General features: G+C 61.3%; 17 protein-coding genes. 6 read left to right on the plus strand and 11 right to left on the minus strand.

Annotated elements, in window-relative coordinates; genetic code table 11:
* Positions 1-26: 26 nt before the first annotated feature.
* From gspG to ACYZUC_RS08680, 3 genes are all read left to right on the plus strand, one after another.
* Positions 27-476: a type II secretion system major pseudopilin GspG gene (gene gspG, locus ACYZUC_RS08670; protein WP_461995083.1), complete on the plus strand. Its 450-nt coding sequence runs from the start codon at positions 27-29 to the stop codon at positions 474-476.
* A gap of 12 nt (positions 477-488) precedes the next feature.
* Positions 489-1676, plus strand: coding sequence for a type II secretion system F family protein (locus tag ACYZUC_RS08675; protein WP_461995085.1), 1188 nt, complete (start codon positions 489-491; stop codon positions 1674-1676).
* Positions 1677-1824: 148 nt separating this feature from the next.
* A complete protein-coding gene (locus ACYZUC_RS08680) occupies positions 1825-2391 on the plus strand; it encodes a hypothetical protein (RefSeq protein WP_461995087.1) in 567 nt (188 codons plus the stop codon).
* Between the two features lie 140 nt (positions 2392-2531).
* On the opposite strand, the gene ACYZUC_RS08685 is transcribed toward ACYZUC_RS08680, so the two are convergent.
* The gene (locus ACYZUC_RS08685; protein WP_461995089.1) at positions 2532-3428 is read right to left on the minus strand and encodes a LysR family transcriptional regulator; all 897 of its coding nucleotides are present in this window, start codon (positions 3426-3428) and stop codon (positions 2532-2534) included.
* Between the two features lie 160 nt (positions 3429-3588).
* Between ACYZUC_RS08685 and ACYZUC_RS08690 the strand changes: the two genes are divergently transcribed.
* Both ACYZUC_RS08690 and ACYZUC_RS08695 read left to right on the plus strand, forming a co-directional pair.
* Positions 3589-4608 (plus strand): alpha/beta hydrolase, encoded by a 1020-nt coding sequence (locus ACYZUC_RS08690; protein ID WP_008032696.1) that lies wholly within the window; start codon positions 3589-3591, stop codon positions 4606-4608.
* A 353-nt stretch (positions 4609-4961) separates the two neighbouring features.
* Complete coding sequence (locus ACYZUC_RS08695) at positions 4962-6398, plus strand: mechanosensitive ion channel domain-containing protein (RefSeq protein ID WP_461995091.1); 1437 nt, start codon at positions 4962-4964, stop codon at positions 6396-6398.
* 129 nt (positions 6399-6527) lie between these two features.
* Here ACYZUC_RS08695 and ycaC read toward each other — a convergent pair whose 3' ends face one another.
* The 7 genes from ycaC to ACYZUC_RS08730 all read right to left on the minus strand — a co-directional run bounded on the left by ycaC (position 6528) and on the right by ACYZUC_RS08730 (position 13261).
* Complete coding sequence (gene ycaC / locus ACYZUC_RS08700; protein WP_008032694.1) at positions 6528-7154, minus strand: isochorismate family cysteine hydrolase YcaC; 627 nt, start codon at positions 7152-7154, stop codon at positions 6528-6530.
* Positions 7155-7222: 68 nt separating this feature from the next.
* A complete protein-coding gene (locus ACYZUC_RS08705) occupies positions 7223-9061 on the minus strand; it encodes an amidohydrolase (RefSeq protein ID WP_461995094.1) in 1839 nt (612 codons plus the stop codon).
* Complete coding sequence (locus ACYZUC_RS08710; RefSeq protein WP_461995096.1) at positions 9058-9648, minus strand: antibiotic biosynthesis monooxygenase; 591 nt, start codon at positions 9646-9648, stop codon at positions 9058-9060. Before ACYZUC_RS08710 ends, ACYZUC_RS08705 begins: the two co-directional genes overlap by 4 nt.
* The gene (locus ACYZUC_RS08715) at positions 9641-10057 is read right to left on the minus strand and encodes a DoxX family protein (protein WP_461995098.1); all 417 of its coding nucleotides are present in this window, start codon (positions 10055-10057) and stop codon (positions 9641-9643) included. The genes ACYZUC_RS08710 and ACYZUC_RS08715 overlap by 8 nt, the downstream gene beginning before the upstream one ends.
* A gap of 1064 nt (positions 10058-11121) precedes the next feature.
* Positions 11122-12042, minus strand: a complete 921-nt coding sequence (locus tag ACYZUC_RS08720) for a LysR family transcriptional regulator (protein ID WP_280163564.1) — start codon at positions 12040-12042, stop codon at positions 11122-11124.
* Between the two features lie 31 nt (positions 12043-12073).
* A complete protein-coding gene (locus ACYZUC_RS08725) occupies positions 12074-13057 on the minus strand; it encodes an MBL fold metallo-hydrolase (protein WP_461995100.1) in 984 nt (327 codons plus the stop codon).
* Positions 13058-13117: 60 nt separating this feature from the next.
* Positions 13118-13261, minus strand: a complete 144-nt coding sequence (locus tag ACYZUC_RS08730) for a hypothetical protein (RefSeq protein WP_192418307.1) — start codon at positions 13259-13261, stop codon at positions 13118-13120.
* A 5-nt stretch (positions 13262-13266) separates the two neighbouring features.
* On the opposite strand from ACYZUC_RS08730, the gene ACYZUC_RS08735 reads away from it, so the two are divergent.
* Positions 13267-13683: a helix-turn-helix domain-containing protein gene (locus ACYZUC_RS08735; RefSeq protein WP_008041154.1), complete on the plus strand. Its 417-nt coding sequence runs from the start codon at positions 13267-13269 to the stop codon at positions 13681-13683.
* Between the two features lie 384 nt (positions 13684-14067).
* Here the strand turns inward: ACYZUC_RS08735 and ACYZUC_RS08740 are convergent, their stop codons facing one another.
* The 3 genes from ACYZUC_RS08740 to ACYZUC_RS08750 form a co-directional block, all read right to left on the minus strand.
* On the minus strand, positions 14068-15510 hold the full coding sequence (locus ACYZUC_RS08740) for a catalase (RefSeq protein ID WP_461995102.1): 1443 nt from the start codon (positions 15508-15510) through the stop codon (positions 14068-14070).
* 72 nt (positions 15511-15582) lie between these two features.
* Positions 15583-16407, minus strand: coding sequence for an alpha/beta fold hydrolase (locus ACYZUC_RS08745; RefSeq protein WP_461995103.1), 825 nt, complete (start codon positions 16405-16407; stop codon positions 15583-15585).
* A 32-nt stretch (positions 16408-16439) separates the two neighbouring features.
* Positions 16440-17015, minus strand: a complete 576-nt coding sequence (locus ACYZUC_RS08750; RefSeq protein ID WP_461995104.1) for a flavodoxin family protein — start codon at positions 17013-17015, stop codon at positions 16440-16442.
* Positions 17016-17371: the final 356 nt, after the last annotated feature.

The following is a 17371-nucleotide window of genomic DNA, read 5'->3' on the forward strand; positions in this document are numbered from 1 at the left end:
CCTTTTGCCGACTGTGTGAGGTCATCATGAATCATCGTCTGTGTTGTGCCCCGCGTAATGGCTCACCGCGAGCTCAGCGTGGGTTCACCTTGCTCGAACTGTTGGTGGTGCTGGTGGTGCTGGGGCTGTTGGCCGGCATCGTCGCGCCGAAGTATTTCGCCCAACTCGGCCGCTCCGAAGTGAAGGTGGCCAAGGCGCAAATCGAAGGCCTGGGCAAAGCGCTGGATTTGTACCGCCTGGAGGTCGGCCATTACCCGTCGACCGAACAGGGTTTGCAGGCGCTGGTCACCGCGCCCAGTGATGAAACCCGCTGGACCGGCCCCTACCTGCAGAAAAAACTGCCGCAGGATCCGTGGGGCCGCAATTACACCTACCGCTACCCCGGTGAAAACGGTGAATACGACCTGCTGTCCATGGGCAAGGACGGTCAACCCGGCGGCGAAGGCGAAAACGCCGAAATCACCAGTTGGCAGTAACGGGAGGCGAGCATGCGCTTTCATCTCAAGGCCGTCGGCAAGGCCGGCGTGGTCTCGATGACGGTCGAGGCCCAAGGGGACAGCGAAGCCCGACGCATTGTCGAAGACCAGGGCCTGCGGGTCGTCAGCCTGCAAGCCGAAAAGCACTGGCGGGCGTTGCGACTGCAAAAGCGCGAGACGTTCAACCTGGTGTTGTTCAGCCAGGAGCTGACCACCCTGCTCAACGCCGGCCTGCCGTTGATCGATGCGCTGGAAAGCCTGGCGGAAAAAGAAACCGCGCCACAGGCCCGCAAAACCTTGAGTGAGCTGGTGCGCCTGCTTTATGAGGGCAAATCGTTCTCCCAGGCATTGGGTCAGTTGTCGGCGGTTTTCCCCCCGCTCTATGTGGCGCTGGTGCAGTCCAGCGAGAAGACCGGCGCGGTGGGCGAAGCGCTGGGCCGCTATGTCAGCTATCGCCAGCGCATGGACGAGGTTCGACAGAAGATCGTCAGCGCTTCGATCTACCCCATGCTGTTGCTGGTGGTGGGAGGTGGCGTGGTCCTGTTTTTGATGGGTTATGTAGTGCCGCGCTTCAGCCTGGTGTTCGAAGGGCTGGGCAATAACCTGCCGTGGCTGTCACAAGTGCTGATGAACAGCGGGATGTTCCTGCATGCTCACCAGGGCGAATTCTTCGGCACGTTGGCGGCGGTCGTCGTCGCCCTCGCCTTCCTCCAGCGCCAACCGGCCTTTCGTCGGGGCGTGGACCGCGTGATCGAAAAACTCCCGGCAGTCCATCAACGCATCTTCATGTACGAACTGGCGCGCTTCTATCGCTCGCTGGGGATTCTGCTGCAGGGCGGCATCCCTCTCGTCACCGCCATGGGCATGGTCCGCGGCCTGCTCACCGCTGCCTCCCGCGTGCGCCTGGACCAGGCCTGCGAGCGGGTACGCGAAGGGCAATCGCTGTCGACGGCGCTGGAGCTCAATCACCTCGTGACGCCAGTGTCCCTGCGCTTGCTGCGTGCCGGCGAGCAGTCCGGCAACCTCGGACAAATGATGGAACGCAGCGCGGATTTCTACGACGAAGAAATCAGCCGATGGATCGAATGGTTCGTACGTTTGTTCGAACCCTTGCTCATGACCTTCATCGGCCTGTTGATCGGGGTCATCGTGATCCTGATGTACATCCCGATATTCGAACTGGCCTCGAGCATTCACTGACCCCGGGACAGGGTCGAGTCGTACCGTTCATCGTTCATCGACGTTGCAACTGAATAAACCGGAACGTTGCAGTGTTCTCCCACTGAATTGAGCAGCAAGTTGCATTGTTCATCAACGTTCCAACCTGAATAAGAAAACGGAGAACGACATGCACATCAACAAGCTTTTACTAGCAGTAGCTATTGGCGCGGTTTTGTCGGCGTCTACCGTATTGATTCCGGACAGCCTCTCCGGCGTATCTAGTGCTCAGGCCAAGGATGGTGGGGGTGGTGGAGGCTCTGGTGGTGGCGGCGGCGGTGGCTCTGGCGGCGGTGGTGGTGGCGGAAACGGTGGTGGTGGCGGCGGCAATGGCGGCGGCCACGGCGGAAGCGGCAGTGGCGGCAATGGCGGCAGCGGTAACGGTGGAAGCGGCAGCGGCGGCAATAGCGGCAGCGGTCACAGTGGCAGCGACCATGACTCGGGACATTCCGGCAACACAGCCTCATCCGGTCGCAGCGGCACCCATGCCGAACCGGGAGACGATCACGGCGTTCATAACGCCGGTGAAGTCGGCCACAACCGTGGGGTTCATCACGCCGGTGAAATCGGTGACGACCACGGCGTTCATCATGCCGGTGAAGTCGGCGATGACCACGGCGTTCATGTCGGCGGTGAACCGGGTGACGACCACGGCGTGCACGTCGGTGGCGAGCCGGGTGATGACAATAGGTCCTGATCACTGCTGAACAAAGGTTCGCCACAAATCCCTGTGGGAGCGAGCCTGCTCGCGAAAGCATTTTGTAATTCAACATTGATGTCGTCTGACACTCTGCCTTCGCGAGCAGGCTCGCTCCCACATTGGAAATGTGCTGTGCTCTATAAAATTTCTTCAGCCTGATCCAGCCGCTCACGCAGAAACTCGATCAACGCCTGCACCGGTCGCGAACTCTGGCGATGCTGCGGGTACACCGCCGACAACGTCAGCGGCTGCGGGCGAAACTCATCCAGCACCGGCACCAGCCGCCCATCCTTCAACGCGGCCCCGACAATGAAGGTCGGCAGGTACGTGATCCCCATCCCGGCAATGGCCGCATCCCTGAGCAACTCACCGTTGTTGACCCGCATCCGCCCGGTCACGTTGACCGCCAGTGGCTTGCCCTGCCCTTCAAAACGCCATTGCACCTGGCGGCCGTGGCCATACGGCAGGCAGTCGTGCGTGTGCAGGTCCTCGGGTTTACCCGGTGTTCCGCGCTCCGCCAGGTAAGCCGGGCTGGCGCAATACACCCGCTGGATCGAAGCGATGCGGCGGGCGATCAGCGTCGAGTCTTCGAGGATGCCGATGCGCAACGCCAGGTCGTAACCCTCGCTGATCAGATCCACCGGGCGGTCGCTCAAATCCACTTCCACCGTGACATCGCGATAACGCTGCAAGAACACCGGCAGCAAACACCCCAAATGCGCCACTGCAAACGACAACGGCGCACTCACGCGAATGGTGCCGCGCGGTTCGGTGGTCTGGCCGGCGATGCCCTGTTCCACCTGCTCGACTTCGCTGAGCAAGCGCAACGCCGACTCGTAATAACTCTGGCCCAGCGGGGTGACGTCCAGGCGCCGCGTGGAGCGGTTGAGCAAGCGTACGCCCAGGCGTTCTTCAAGTTGCATCAAGCGACGGCTGACGAACTGCTTGGACAGGCCCAATTGATCGGCGGCTGAGGTGAAGCTGCCGGAGTCCATGACCTGGCAAAAAATACGCATATCTTCGAACGGGTTCATTGTCACTTTCCGGTTGACAGTTAAACGCTTTATAGCCGCTTTTTCCCTTTCGAGCACCCTATTAATCTGTGTCCACGGTGTTGCTGAGGCCTGAGTCCCAGCGCAGCAGCAACCTGACCCTTAGGTAACCAATCTCTAATTCATTAAAAAGGATTTACTCATGAACCTCGTCAAGAAAACCCTGACCGCTTCCCTCCTCGCCCTCTCCGTCGGCAACGCCTTTGCCGCTGGCAGCCCAGGCGTTGAACACAACACTCAAGCCTTCCTCGAAGCCCTCGCCGCCGGTGGTGGCAAGCCGCTTGAGCAACTGAGCCCGAAAGATGCCCGTGCGGTGCTGACCGGTGCGCAAAACTCGGTCAAGGTTGATCTGTCGGGTGTGGACGTCAGCGATCGTGCAATCAAGGTCGATGGTCAAACCATTAACCTGAAAATCGTGCGCCCGGCCAAGGTCAAAGGTGAGTTGCCGGTGTTCATGTTCTTCCACGGTGGCGGCTGGGTGCTGGGCGATTACCCGACTCACCAACGCTTGATTCATGACCTGGTGGTCGGCTCCGGTGCCGTCGCGGTGTATGTCGATTACACGCCATCGCCGGAAGCGCACTACCCGACCGCGATCAACCAGGCCTACGCCGCGACCCGCTGGGTGGCCGAGCATGGCAAGGACATCGGCGTCGACGGCAAGCGTCTCGCGGTGGCCGGAAACAGCGTCGGTGGCAACATGGCGGCGGTCGTGGCGTTGATGGCCAAGGAACAGAAAGCCCCGGCGCTGCGCTTCCAGTTGTTGATGTGGCCAGTGACCAACGCGCAGTTCGACACCGGCTCGTACCAGCAATTTGCCGAAGGCCACTTCCTCACCAAAGGCATGATGAATTGGTTCTGGGACAACTACACCACCGACCAGGCCGAGCGTGCGCAGATCCATGCCTCGCCGTTGCAGGCCAGCGCCGAACAGCTCAAGGGTTTGCCGGCAGCGCTGGTGCAGACCGCCGAGTTCGACGTGCTGCGTGACGAAGGCGAAGCCTATGCCCGCCACCTCGATGCGGCCGGTGTGCCGGTCACGGCGGTGCGTTACAACGGGATGATTCACGACTTCGGTTTGCTCAATCCACTGAGCCAGATTCCGGAAGTGAAAGCAGCGGTGCGTCAGGCCGCGCTGGAGCTCAAGACTCATCTGAACTGAGTCCCCTCGCCCCTCCCACGGTCATCGTGCGAGGGGCTTTTCTGTAGGAGCGGCCGGGCGGCGCTCCGTTTGCCGGCGAAGGCGCTCTCAAGTACGCCTTCGCCGGCAAGCCTGGCTCCTACAAGGGATCGGGGTCGCACAGTTCAACTGTAGGAGCGAAGCTTGCTCGCGAAGGCGCCTTCAAGTACGCCTTCGCCGGCAAGCCTGGCTCCTACAAGGGATCGGGTTTACGCAGGTCAAATTGTAGGAGCCGGCTTGCCGGCGATGGCGTCCGTGAGAGCGATGCAGGGTTTGAGATCGCCATCGCCGGCAAGCCGGCTCCTACAAAAAAATCAGTCTTCCGGAGCTCTTCCATGTCCCTCATCTACGGTCATCTGCTGTCCTGGAGTGCGCTGTTGCTGGTCATCGACGCCGTGCTCTGGCACCTAGCGCCGTTCAAGCATCGCGTCACGCGGGTCGGTGTGCGCCTGGCGCTGTTTCTGATGTTCAGCGCGCTCATCATCAACGCCGGCGTCAGCCCGTTGCAGGCGCCGCTGTTGGCAGACGACCGCGTGGCGCAACTGGGCGCCACGGCGCTGGGGATTCTCTGGTGGTTGTACGCCGCACGTGTGCTCACCGAAGTCATCGGCCTAGTGCTGATGCGACGCATCGGGCACAGCGGTCGGTTGCTGCAGGATGTCATCGGCGCACTGGTGTTCCTGGTCGCCATCGTCGCCGCAGCTGGTTACGTGCTGGAGTTGCCGGTGAAAGGTTTGCTGGCGACGTCCGGGGTGGTGGCAATCGTCGTCGGCCTGGCGTTGCAAAGCACCCTGAGCGACGTGTTTTCCGGGATCGTGCTCAATACCACCAAGCCGTATCAGGTGGATGACTGGATCGTGATCGACGGCGTTGAGGGTAAGGTGCTCGACATCGATTGGCGCGCCACTCACCTGCTGACCAGTGCGGGCAGTACGGCGGTGGTGCCGAACTCGGTGGCGGCCAAAGCCAAGATCGTCAACCTGAGCCGCCCCGGCAACATGCATGGCGTGTCGATCAGCATCCAGGTGCCCAACCACATCCGTCCGCGTCGAGTGCTGGATGCACTGGATCGCACGCTGCAAGGCAGCAGCAGTCTGCTGCTCAACCCGGCGCCGAAAGCCGTGCTGAAAGAGGCTGGCGAAACCATGTCCGAATACGTCGCCAGCGGGTTTATCGCTGAGCTGGGCAAGAAAAGCGAAGTGCGCAATCAACTGTTCGACCTGGCCCATCGGCACCTCGAAGCGGCGGGTATTTCCCGGCAGCTCGACGGCGTGATCGAACCGACAACCCGCGCGCGGTCCTTGCTGGACGAGGTGAAAGTCTTCCGTTCCCTGAGCGAAGACGAACGCGACCGGATGGCCCGTTCGATGGTCGCGCAGCAGTACGCGGCTGGCCAGGTGGTGCTGGAATTGGGTGAAGTGCCGGACAGCCTGATGGTCATCGCCACAGGCGTGGTCAGCGCGACAGTACCGGACGGCGCCGGGCAAACCGAAGCCGGGCGCATGGGGCCGAGCGAGGTGATGGGTGAACAGAGCATCCTCACCGACACACCGTCGCAGGCTACGTTCACCGCGTTGACCTCGTGCATCATCTATCGGATCGACAAATCCCTGACCCGCAGCTGCATGGAACAACAGGTTGAAGTGGGTCGGGCGTTGAACAAGTTGCAGGCGGTGCGGCAGCAGAACAGTCGGTTGGCGCTGCTGGCCAAACCGGTGCCGATCAAGAAAGGTGGTTTTCTCAGCTGGCTACAAAAACGCCAATCTGTATAACTGCAACAGACTTGTAGGAGCCCGGCTTGCCGGCGATAGCGCCCGTGAGATCGCCATCGCCGGCAAGCCGGCTCCTACGAAAAACAAAAAAAATGCCCGCAGATCGCGGGCATTTTTTTGGCGGCGGACTTATTTCGAAGTCAGCACCGAGTAGCTGTTCATCAGGTTGCGATAGTTGGGAATACGCGGCGACAGCAGGTTCGCCAGGCCTTCCATGTCGTTGCGCCAGTCGCCCTGCAGCTCGCACGCCACGGAGAACCAGTTCACCAGTTGAGCACCGGCCGCCGCCATCCGAGCCCACGCGGCTTGTTGCACGGTTTCGTTGAACGTACCGGAAGCATCGGTCACCACAAACACTTCAAACCCTTCGGCCAGCGCCGACAGCGTCGGGAAGGTCACGCAAACGTCAGTCACCACACCCGCGATGATCAGCTGCTTGCGGCCGGTGGCTTTGACGGCCTTGACGAAATCTTCGTTGTCCCAGGCGTTGATCTGGCCTGGACGCGGGATGTACGGCGCGTCCGGGAACTGCTCTTTCAATTCCGGCACCATTGGGCCGTTCGGGCCGTTTTCGAAGCTGGTGGTGAGGATGGTCGGCAGTTTGAAGAACTTGGCCACGTCGCCCAGGGCCAGCACGTTGTTCTTGAATTCGTTCGGCGAGAAATCCTGAACCAGCGAAATCAGACCGGTCTGGTGATCGACCAACAGGACAACGGCATCGTCTTTGTTCAGGCGTTTGTACGGAACGTTGCTCATGTGAAACTCCTCGATGGATGGGTATTACATAAGGCGCCGACACGCGGGTCGGCGCTTTTTTGTGATCGTCAGAACGCGAAGCACGAGCAGCCGAAGGCGCCCCAGAAACCGGCGAAATCGCTGACCGGCGCGTTCGACAACCGCGCCTTTTCATGACTGTGGGAATGCACGCCGCACGGCCCGCTGCAATGGTGAACCTGCGCCTGCATCGGCGACGTCGGGCGCCAGTGACCCGGCACCTTGACCACCGGCGACCAGTCCGGCAGCACCGGCACACTGGCCGGGCCGAGTTTTTCGAAATCACCGGCGGCGTACACCACCTTGCCGCCGACCACGGTCAACACCGACTCGATCCACTTGATCGCTTCTTCGTCAACGCTGAAAAAGTCCGCGCTCAGTGCCGCGACGTCAGCCAGTTGGCCGACTTTGATCATGCCTTTCTTGCCCTGCTCGGAAGAGAACCAGGCGCTGCCGTGGGTGAACAGTTCCAGCGCGGTCTGCCGGGACAGCCCCTCGGCGTGCAGCTCCAGGCCACCGACGGTGCGACCGCTAACCATCCAGTACAGCGAAGTCCATGGGTTGTAGCTGGACACCCGCGTCGCGTCGGTGCCTGCGCCAACCGGCACACCTTCGGCCAGCATGCGCTTGATCGGCGGCGTCGCTTCGGCAGCCTTGGCGCCGTAACGCTCGACGAAATACTCGCCCTGAAACGCCATGCGATCCTGAATTGCGATACCGCCACCCAGCGCCCTCACCCGTTCGATGTTCTGCGGCGTGATGGTTTCGGCGTGGTCGAAAAACCACGGCAAACCATTGAACGGGATGTCGCGGTTGACCTTCTCGAACACGTCGAGCATGCGGCTGATGGATTCGTTGTAGGTCGCGTGCAAACGGAACGGCCAACGCTGCTCGACCAAGTGGCGGACCACCGGCTCCAGCTCGTCTTCCATGGTTTTCGGCAGGTCCGGGCGCGGCTCGAGGAAGTCCTCGAAATCCGCCGCCGAGAACACCAGCATTTCCCCGGCGCCGTTGTGTCGCAGGAAGTCATCGCCCTGATGCAGGGTCACGCTGCTGGTCCAGTTCTTGAAGTCGGTCAGCTCTTCCTTGGGTTTCTGGGTGAACAGGTTGTAGGCGATGCGGATGGTCAGTTGCTGGTCCTTGGCCAACTGCTCGATCACCTGGTAATCGTCCGGATAATTCTGGAAACCGCCGCCGGCATCGATGGCGCTGGTCAGGCCGAGACGGTTGAGTTCGCGCATGAACTGGCGGGTCGAGTTGACCTGATACTCCAGCGGCAACTTCGGCCCCTTGGCCAGGGTCGAGTACAAAATCATCGCGTTCGGGCGTGCGACCAGCATGCCGGTCGGCTCACCGTTGGCATCGCGCACAATCTCGCCACCCGGCGGGTTCGGCGTGTTGCGGGTGTAACCAGCCACGCGCAACGCGGCGCGGTTGAGCAGAGCGCGGTCATATAGATGCAGGACAAATACCGGCGTATCCGGTGCCGCTTGGTTGAGCTCTTCCAGGGTTGGCATGCGCTTTTCGGCGAACTGGAATTCGTTCCAGCCACCGACCACGCGCACCCACTGCGGCGTTGGCGTGCGGTCAGCCTGATCCTTGAGCATGCGCAGGGCGTCGGCCAGCGACGGCACACCTTCCCAGCGCAGTTCGAGGTTGTAGTTCAAACCGCCACGGATCAGGTGCAAGTGCGAGTCGTTAAGGCCGGGGATGACGCAGCGGCCCTTGAGGTCGATGACTTGGGTGCCGGAACCGCGCAGGGCCATGGCTTCGGCGTCAGTGCCGACCGCGACGAAACGGCCATCGCTGATGGCGACGGCACTGGCGCGTGGGTTTTCACGGTCAACGGTATGAAATTGGCCATTGAACAAAATCAGGTCGGCGTTCATCGCGTTTCCTTGGGCTGAGTGGAGGGGGACAGCCAAGGCGCGAACAAACGCGTCGCCATCGGCATGAACAGGTACACCACCGAAACGACGATGGTCAGCGTGATCAGGAACGTGGCGACCACGTAACTGGACAGGAACGCGTTAAGCCGCAACAGCGGGCCCCAGAGCAGCGGCACCAGCAAGGTGTGCGGCAGAATCACCAGCAACGTCACCACGGCCTGCTTCCAGCGCGGCGGCGGCGAACCGGTTTCAGCCGGCGGCGCGAACCAGAATTCTTTGACCGGGTTGACCTCGGTCTGGTCGCCATCGGCGAGCATCGGCGTGGCTTCATTGACCAGTTCCAGCCGTTGTGGCGAATCGAGCCAGTGCTGCATCGCGTCGGTGGAGCAAAAGCGCAGCACGCAGGTGTACATGTCGAGGCCGGCGCTCTTGCCGCGCATCACATCCACCCCCAAGTGCCCATCCTGCTGCCCGGCGATACTGACGATGTTGCGCAACCAGGCTTCGTAGGGCACTTCAAAACCGGCTTTGACCCGGTGCTTGATGACCAGGGTCACGACTTCCTCGAAACGATTGGATTCAGACATAACGCAAAGCTCCGGCGAGTCGGACATTGAGCGCCAGCCGTCCCGGCCCGGCGATAAAGAGGCTGGTGAACAGAATCAACAGCAGCCAGCCGAACTGCCCTTCCTCGAGGCTCCATTGCGGGTGCACAACCAGCAGTGCAATCCACAACACAGACAAAATCGGCAGGCACGCCAGGCGCACCAACACCCCGGCAATGATCAGCAGCGGGCACAGCACCTCGGCAAAAATCGCCAACATCAGCGTGACATTCGCGCCCAGGTGGAAAGGGTCTTCGATGACTTGCAGTTGAGCACTGTAGTTAAGCAGCTTGGGCAAACCGTGCACCCACAGCAGAAACAAACCACCGCTGACCCGCAAAAAAAACAGCCCGATATCCTGGGCCCGTTCATCCCATTGCGAAGCGTTCATGGACTACCTGCACAAATGAAAAACCATCGGCGTCAAAGCGCCGGGACCTCATTTGATAGTGCCGGTGTGGGGGCGGGGAAAATTGAATGTACGTGCTCTTTTTGTGAGCCGATCAGGATCGCCAGCCATCGCCCCCCTGTAGGAGCCGGCTTGCCGGCGATGGCGGCCTGATAGCCGACCTATCTTCTATTGATGTACATATCCATTCCCGCGGTAACGGCTGCTATTGGTTTCGCCCTTACGGCGAGTCACTTGCAGAAGCGGCAAGTAACCAAGCGCTCTTGCCCCTTTCGTTCGGTGGCTCGCTAATGCTCGCCATGCCCTCGCTCCGGTCCTGCTCCGTGGGCCCGCCGCCATCGGCCATCCATGGCCGGGGGCGGCTAACCCGGCATCCATGCCGGGTTGCCCACTGCGCAGAACCTGCGCTCGGCCTCTCGAGGGGGCGCTCAGATCAAAAGCTGAAGGCGAGCTAACGCTCGACCTGATGAGTGGTAAAAATCAAAAGCTAACGCGGTCCCCTGTAGGAGCCGGCTTGCCGGCGATGGCGGTGGGTCAGGCAATGAGTGCGTGACTGACCGGACGCCATCGCCGGCAAGCCGGCTCCTACAGAGGGTTGGGTACATTCGTGAGTGAAGGATCGGCTCTCAGGCTGCCTTCGCGAGCAAGCATCGCTCCTACGAAGAGCAAAGCAACGCACCCGCGCCCTTCACCACTCATCAGGCCGAGCGTTAGCTCGCCTGCAGCTTTTGATTTTGATCTACCCGCCCCTTCGGGAGGCCGAGTGGAGGTTCTGCGCAGTGGGCAGCCCGGCATGGATGCCGGGCTAGCCGCCCCCGGCCAGGGATGGCCGATGGCGGCGGGCCCACGGAGCAGGACCGGAGCGAGGGAACGCCGAGCCTTAGCGAGGGGCCGGACGCTCGGGGCGAGCCTTTTTTTGCTTACTTTTTTTTGGCGTTTGAAAAAAAAGTGAGTCGCCGTAAGGGCGAAACCCTAAGTGGCCGTTACCGCAGAAATGGATATGTACACCGACAACAAGAACCTGGTCGGCCCGAAGGCCGCCACGTTCAACCCGATACAGGCAAAGGCCTCGACATAAACTCACTGATCCGAGACCGCAACCACCGCTCCGCCGGATCATTGTCGTGCACCCCACTCCAAGCCATCGAAAGCTGCGCAGCATCAATGGGAAACGGTGGATCCTCAGCCCGCAACGCACACCCTTCAACCAGCGCACACGCCGCATAATCCGGCACGGTTGCAATCATCTCCGTGCCGGCAAGCAATGCACGCAACCCACTGAACTGCGGAACGCCCAACACCACCCGACGACTGCGGCCAACCTTGGCCAGATCCAGATCGATATTGCCGCTCAGGTCGCCAGAGAACGACACCATCGCATGCGGTCGTTCGCAATATTCGTCGAGCGTCAGCGTCCCCGGTCGCTTGTCCCCGCGCAGCACCTTGCAGGGGATGTCGCGCAATTTCTTGCACTTCGCATTCGCGGGCAAATCCGTGGTGTAACTCACCCCCACAGAGATTTCTCCTGAGGCCAGCAATGCCGGCATCAGCAAATAGTTCGCACGCCGCACCACCACAACAATCCCCGGCGCCTCTTCTTGCAGTTGCCGCAACAACGGCGGGAACAAACCGAATTCGGCGTCGTCCGACAAACCAATGCGGAACACATCGCAGCTGCTCGCCGGATCGAATTCTTTAGCTCGGCTGACCGCCCCGGAAATCACATCCATCGCTGGCTGCAATTCCTTCAGAATCGCCAGCGCCCGCGTTGTCGGCTCCATGCCGCGGCCATTACGCAACAGCAACGGATCGTCAAACAGATCCCGTAACCGCCCCAGCGCCGCACTCACCGCCGGTTGGCCCATGAACAGTTTTTCAGCCACCCGGGTCAGGTTTTTTTCGAACATCAAGGCCTCGAAAATCACCAACAGGTTCATGTCGACGCGGCGCAGATCGTTACGGTTCATAGGCACGGCTCCCTTGTGAATGCGTCGGACTTTACTCGATCAGCGGCACTTTCGCCGCACGTTTATAAGGACCGTATTCCACCGGAACCCATTGAAAATGCTTGCCCTCTGCGGCGATGTGGCCGATGCCCGGAAACGGCAAGTGCGCTGCCGTCACCCAGGTTTTGCTGGCGGCAGCATCGCTGAACACCTTGGCGCGGCTTTTGATCGCTTGCTGGCTGTTGACGTCAAAACCAATCGAGACTTCCGGGTGCAAGAACTGCACCGCGAGGTTATGCACCAGATCGCCCATGAACAAAATGCTCTGCCCATGAGAGGTGAAGCGGTACGTCGTGCTGCCCGGCGTGTGCCCGGCTTCCAGCGTGGCCTCGACCCCCGGCACAGGCGACTGGCCGGCGTCGAACGTCTTGAAACGTCCCGCCGCGACGTACGGTGCAGTGGAGTCCTGGGCGATTTTGAAATACGGCTTGGCGCCCTCGGGAGCTTTGGCCAGCGCCTGAGGATCAAGCCAGTAATCGGCTTCGGCCTTCGCGGCGTAGACCGTGGCGTTGGCAAAAACCGGTTTCTGCTGGCCGTCGACCAATCCGCACACATGGTCCAGGTGCAGGTGGGTCAACAGAATCGTGTCGACCTGCGAAGGCTCGTAGCCGGCGGCTTTCATGTTGTCCGAGAGCATGCCCGCCGTCGCACCGATGCACTGGCCGGCGCCGGTATCCACCAGGACCAATTGCTTGCCGGTGTTGATCAGGAAGGCGTTGAACGCAGTCTGCACCCCCGGTGTTTCAATCGAGCGACGGGCCAGCAGTGCGCGAATCTGGCTTTGGGTCAGGCCCTGGAGCAGTTTGGGCGACAGGTCGTTGTAGCCGTCGAACAGAGCCGTCACCTCAAAGTAGCCTACTGCCAGGCGGAAGTAGCCCGGCACCTGGGTGCCGACCTGTGCCGGTGCCTGAGCCGAGGAGATTCCGGACGCCAGCGCCACCGCGAGGCCCAACGCGCCAACCAGAGAATGTTTCATGCCGTCACCCTTGATCAAGTCAGAAGAGCGGCCATGCACAGGCCCGCCACAAGACGTCGATCATGCCTCGCCCGGCACCGCGAAAATTGCAGCCATGTGCTGAGTCAGCGCCGTTGTCCACCACTGCGCATCGGCGAAATTAACAACGTTTAACTCGCCTGCCAGAGCCCCGCGACCAAGAATGAAGCTCACCGACACGGACATTTGTCATGGCTCATTCTCAGCAAAACGTCGCCCGCGCGACTGCCACTGAAACGCGAAAGAAAACCACCGGCGGCCTGACCCCGTGGCGCGAAAGCCTGGTCAAGCAACTGATCCTCGAACGCCTCGGTGAAACCGTCGAAGTGACCGAACTGGCACGCGCCTGCGCCCTCTCGCGCAGTCACTTCTCCCGTGCATTCAAGTGCAGCACCGGCCTCTCGCCCCAAGACTGGATTCGCCACCAACGCATCGCCCGGGCCAAGCAACTGATCCAGAACACCGACCTGAGCCTCACGCAGATCAGCCTCGAATGCGGTTTCTGCGATCAGGCGCACTTCTGCCACATCTTCACCCGCAGCGAAGGCATCAACCCATTCGCCTGGCGCTGCCGAGCCGTGCGCGCGCTTCCACGCGTCAACCTGTAGGAGCCCGGCTTGCCGGCGATGGCGATTTCATGGGCGCCATCGCCAGCAAGCCGGCTCCTACAGGGATTGCGAGGTGTTCGGGGATTGATGATCGACACAAAACCTGTAGGAGCCCGGCTTGCTGGCGATGGCGATTTCATGGGCGCCATCGCCGGCAAGCCGGCTCCTACAGGGATTGTGGGGTGTTCGGGATTTGGGGATGACACAAACCTGTAGGAGCCCGGCTTGCCGGCGATGGCGACTTCATGGGCGCCATCGCCAGCAAGCCGGCTCCTACAGGGTTTGTGGGGTGTTCGGGATTTGGATATTACGCAAAACCTGTAGGAGCCCGGCTTGCTGGCGATGGCGATTTCATGGGCGTCATCGCCGGCAAGCCTGCCGCCTTTACCCTAACGGCACCAACCGCTCCAACGCCTCGGCCACGCCAAATCCGTAGGCCGGATCAGCCTTGGTGCAGTTGTCGATATGACGCTGGCGGATCGCCTGCGGCACGCCGTTCATGGCGCGTGCGGTGTTGTCGAACAGCAACTGCTTGCGCGCCGGATCGAGTAGTCGGAACAGGTTACCCGGCTGTTCGTAATGATCCTCTTCCAACCGATGATCATAATGCTGGGCAAAGCCTTCCAGCGGCAGCGGCGGCTCGGCCAGTTCCGGCGAGTCCTGCCATTCACCGACACTGTTCGGGAAGTAACTGGCGGTACCGCCGAGGTTGCCGTCGGTGCGCATGGCGCCGTCGCGGTGGTAGCTGTGCACCGGACAGCGCGGCGCGTTGACCGGGATGTGGTTGAAGTTCACGCCGAGGCGATAACGCTGGGCATCGCCATAGGAAAACAGCCGCGCCTGGAGCATGCGGTCCGGTGAAAAACTCACGCCCGGCACCACGTTGGCCGGCGAAAACGCTGCCTGTTCGATTTCGGCAAAGTGGTTTTCGGCGTTGCGATTGAGCTCCATGACGCCCACTTCAATCAGCGGGAATTCAGCGTGTGGCCAGACCTTGGTCAAGTCGAACGGGTTGTGCCGATAGTTGAGTGCCTGTTCTTCCTCCATCACCTGAATGCACAATTTCCAGCGCGGGAAGTTGCCCTGCTCAATGACTTCGTAAAGGTCGCGCAGATTGCTTTCGCGGTCCTTGCCGACCACCGCTTCGGCCTCGGCGTCCGAGAGGTTTTCGATGCCTTGCTGGCAGACAAAATGAAACTTCACCCACACCCGTTTGTTGTCGCGGTCGATCAGGCTGAAGGTGTGACTGCCGAAGCCGTGCATGTGACGGAAACTGGTGGGAATCCCGCGATCGCTCATCACGATGGTCACCTGGTGCAGCGCCTCGGGCAGCAGGGTCCAGAAGTCCCAGTTGCTGGTGGCGTTGCGCAGGCCGGTGCGCGGGTCGCGCTTGACCACGTGGTTGAGGTCGGAGAAACGCAGCGGGTCGCGGAAGAAAAACACCGGCGTGTTGTTGCCGACAATGTCCCAGTTGCCTTCGTCGGTGTAGAACTTCACCGCGAAGCCACGGATATCACGCTCGGCATCCGCCGCGCCGCGTTCGCCGGCCACCGAGGAAAAGCGCACGAACAGCGGCGTTTGCTTGCCCACCGAGCTGAAGATGCTGGCTTTTGTATAACGGGTGATGTCATGGGTGACGGTGAACGTGCCATAGGCGCCCGCACCCTTGGCGTGCATGCGCCGTTCCGGGATCAGTTCGCGGTCGAAGTGGGCGAGTTTTTCCAGCAACCAGATGTCTTGCAAGAGCGCCGGCCCACGGGGGCCGGCGGTCTGGATATTGAGGTTGTCGGCCACCGGTGCCCCGGTGGCGTTGGTCAGCTTTTTCATGGTCAGGTTCTCGAGGGATTCGGCTCATCAGGAGCGAGAACGGCGCGGATCTACGCCCGCGCCGTGGGCACATCAACCCTTGAGGAACGCCAGCAGATCCGCGTTGAGCTGATCCTTGTGGGTATCAGTCAAGCCATGGGGCGCGCCGGGGTAGACCTTCAGCGTAGACCCCTTGACCAGTTTTGCCGAAGCAATGCCGGCGGCCTCGATCGGCACCACCTGGTCCGCGTCGCCGTGCACCACCAGCGTGGGGATGTCGAATTTTTTCAGGTCTTCGGTGAAGTCGGTTTCGGAGAACGCCTTGATGCAGTCATAAGCGTTCTTGTGGCCGGAGGTCATGCCTTGCATCCAGAACCAGTCGATCATGCCTTGCGACGGTTTGGCGTCCGGTTTGTTGAAGCCGAAGAACGGACCGCTGGCGAGGTCGATGTACAGCTGCGAACGGTCGACCAGGGACGCCTGACGAATACCGTCGAACACTTCGATCGGCAGGCCACCGGGGTTGGCTTCGGTCTTGAGCATCAGGGGCGGCACCGCTGAAATCAGCCCTGCCTTGGCCACGCGCGCGGTGCCGTGGCGACCGATATAACGCGCCACTTCGCCACCGCCGGTGGAGAAACCGAACAGCACGGCGTCTTTCAGGTCGAGCCGTTCGATCAACTGCGCCAGGTCATCGGCGTAGGTGTCCATGTCGTTGCCGGTCCACGGCTGACTGGAGCGGCCGTGGCCACGGCGGTCGTGGGCGATCACCCGGTAGCCTTTGGAGGCGAGGAAGATCATCTGCGATTCCCAGCTGTCGGCGTTCAGCGGCCAACCGTGGCTGAAGACGATGGGTTGGCCGGTGCCCCAGTCCTTGTAGTAAATCTCGGTGCCGTCTCGGGTGGTGAACGTGCTCATGCGATGTCTCCTTATCGAGGGTTGGGGGTGATTCAAACCGGTGAGTGGTTCAGGCGTTCAGCCAGCCGCGCCACGCGTTCGCCCAGGTGCGCGGCGGTGCAGCGATCTTCCGGGGGCGGTGCGAATTCGGGGGACTGTTCGACATTCGACTGCGCCATGGCGCCCAGCGAACTGCCGAGGCGGTTGAGTTGCCCGTCGAACACGCCGGTGCCGGAGCGTGCCGGCAGCAGGTCGAGGCCGACCCAGATCATCGAATGCTGCGCGGCGAACACCGCCATCTGCAGCAAGGTGTTGAGTTTGTCGCCGCACAGGCAGCCGGAATTGGTGAAACCTGCGGCGAGCTTGTCGCGCCAGGGCTGAGCCAGGTAGAACGCCGCCGTGGCCTCCATAAACCCCTTGAAGCGTGCCGAGGCGCTGCCCATGTAGGTCGGCGCACCGAAGATGATCGCGTCGGCGTTGTGCAAACAGTCCCAGTGCTGGTCCACGTCTTCGACCGAAATCAGCTGGCAGGTACTGCCCAGATGCCGTTCCACACCTTGGGCCACGGCTTCGGCCATGACCCGTGTGTGCCCGTAGCCACTGTGATAGACCACCACCACGTTGCTCATTCCGGCGTCCTCATGACGAATAAATCCCTTTGCAACAAATGCCCCTTTTGTGGGAGCGAGCCTGCTACCCCCGCCCTTCCTGTAGGAGCCGGCTTGCCGGCGATAGCGGCCTCAAGAGCAAGGCACTACCCAGAATTTTTCGCCAGCAAGCCGGCTCCTACAGTCTGAGCAGTTGCGGTGTCGCAGTTTTGGGCGTAGACCAGACGCTGCACGAGTTAAACGTTGTTAATTTTCCATGGCGCGCCAAAAGCCCCGGCGCCTTCTATACGAGCGCCGCGCCCAGTAAAAACGCAAAGAACAGGGAGGATCGCAAACCGGCAGTCCAAGTGAACACCCAGCAGTCAGTTGGCCAGCGC

This window comes from Pseudomonas sp. GT1P32, assembly GCF_054897805.1.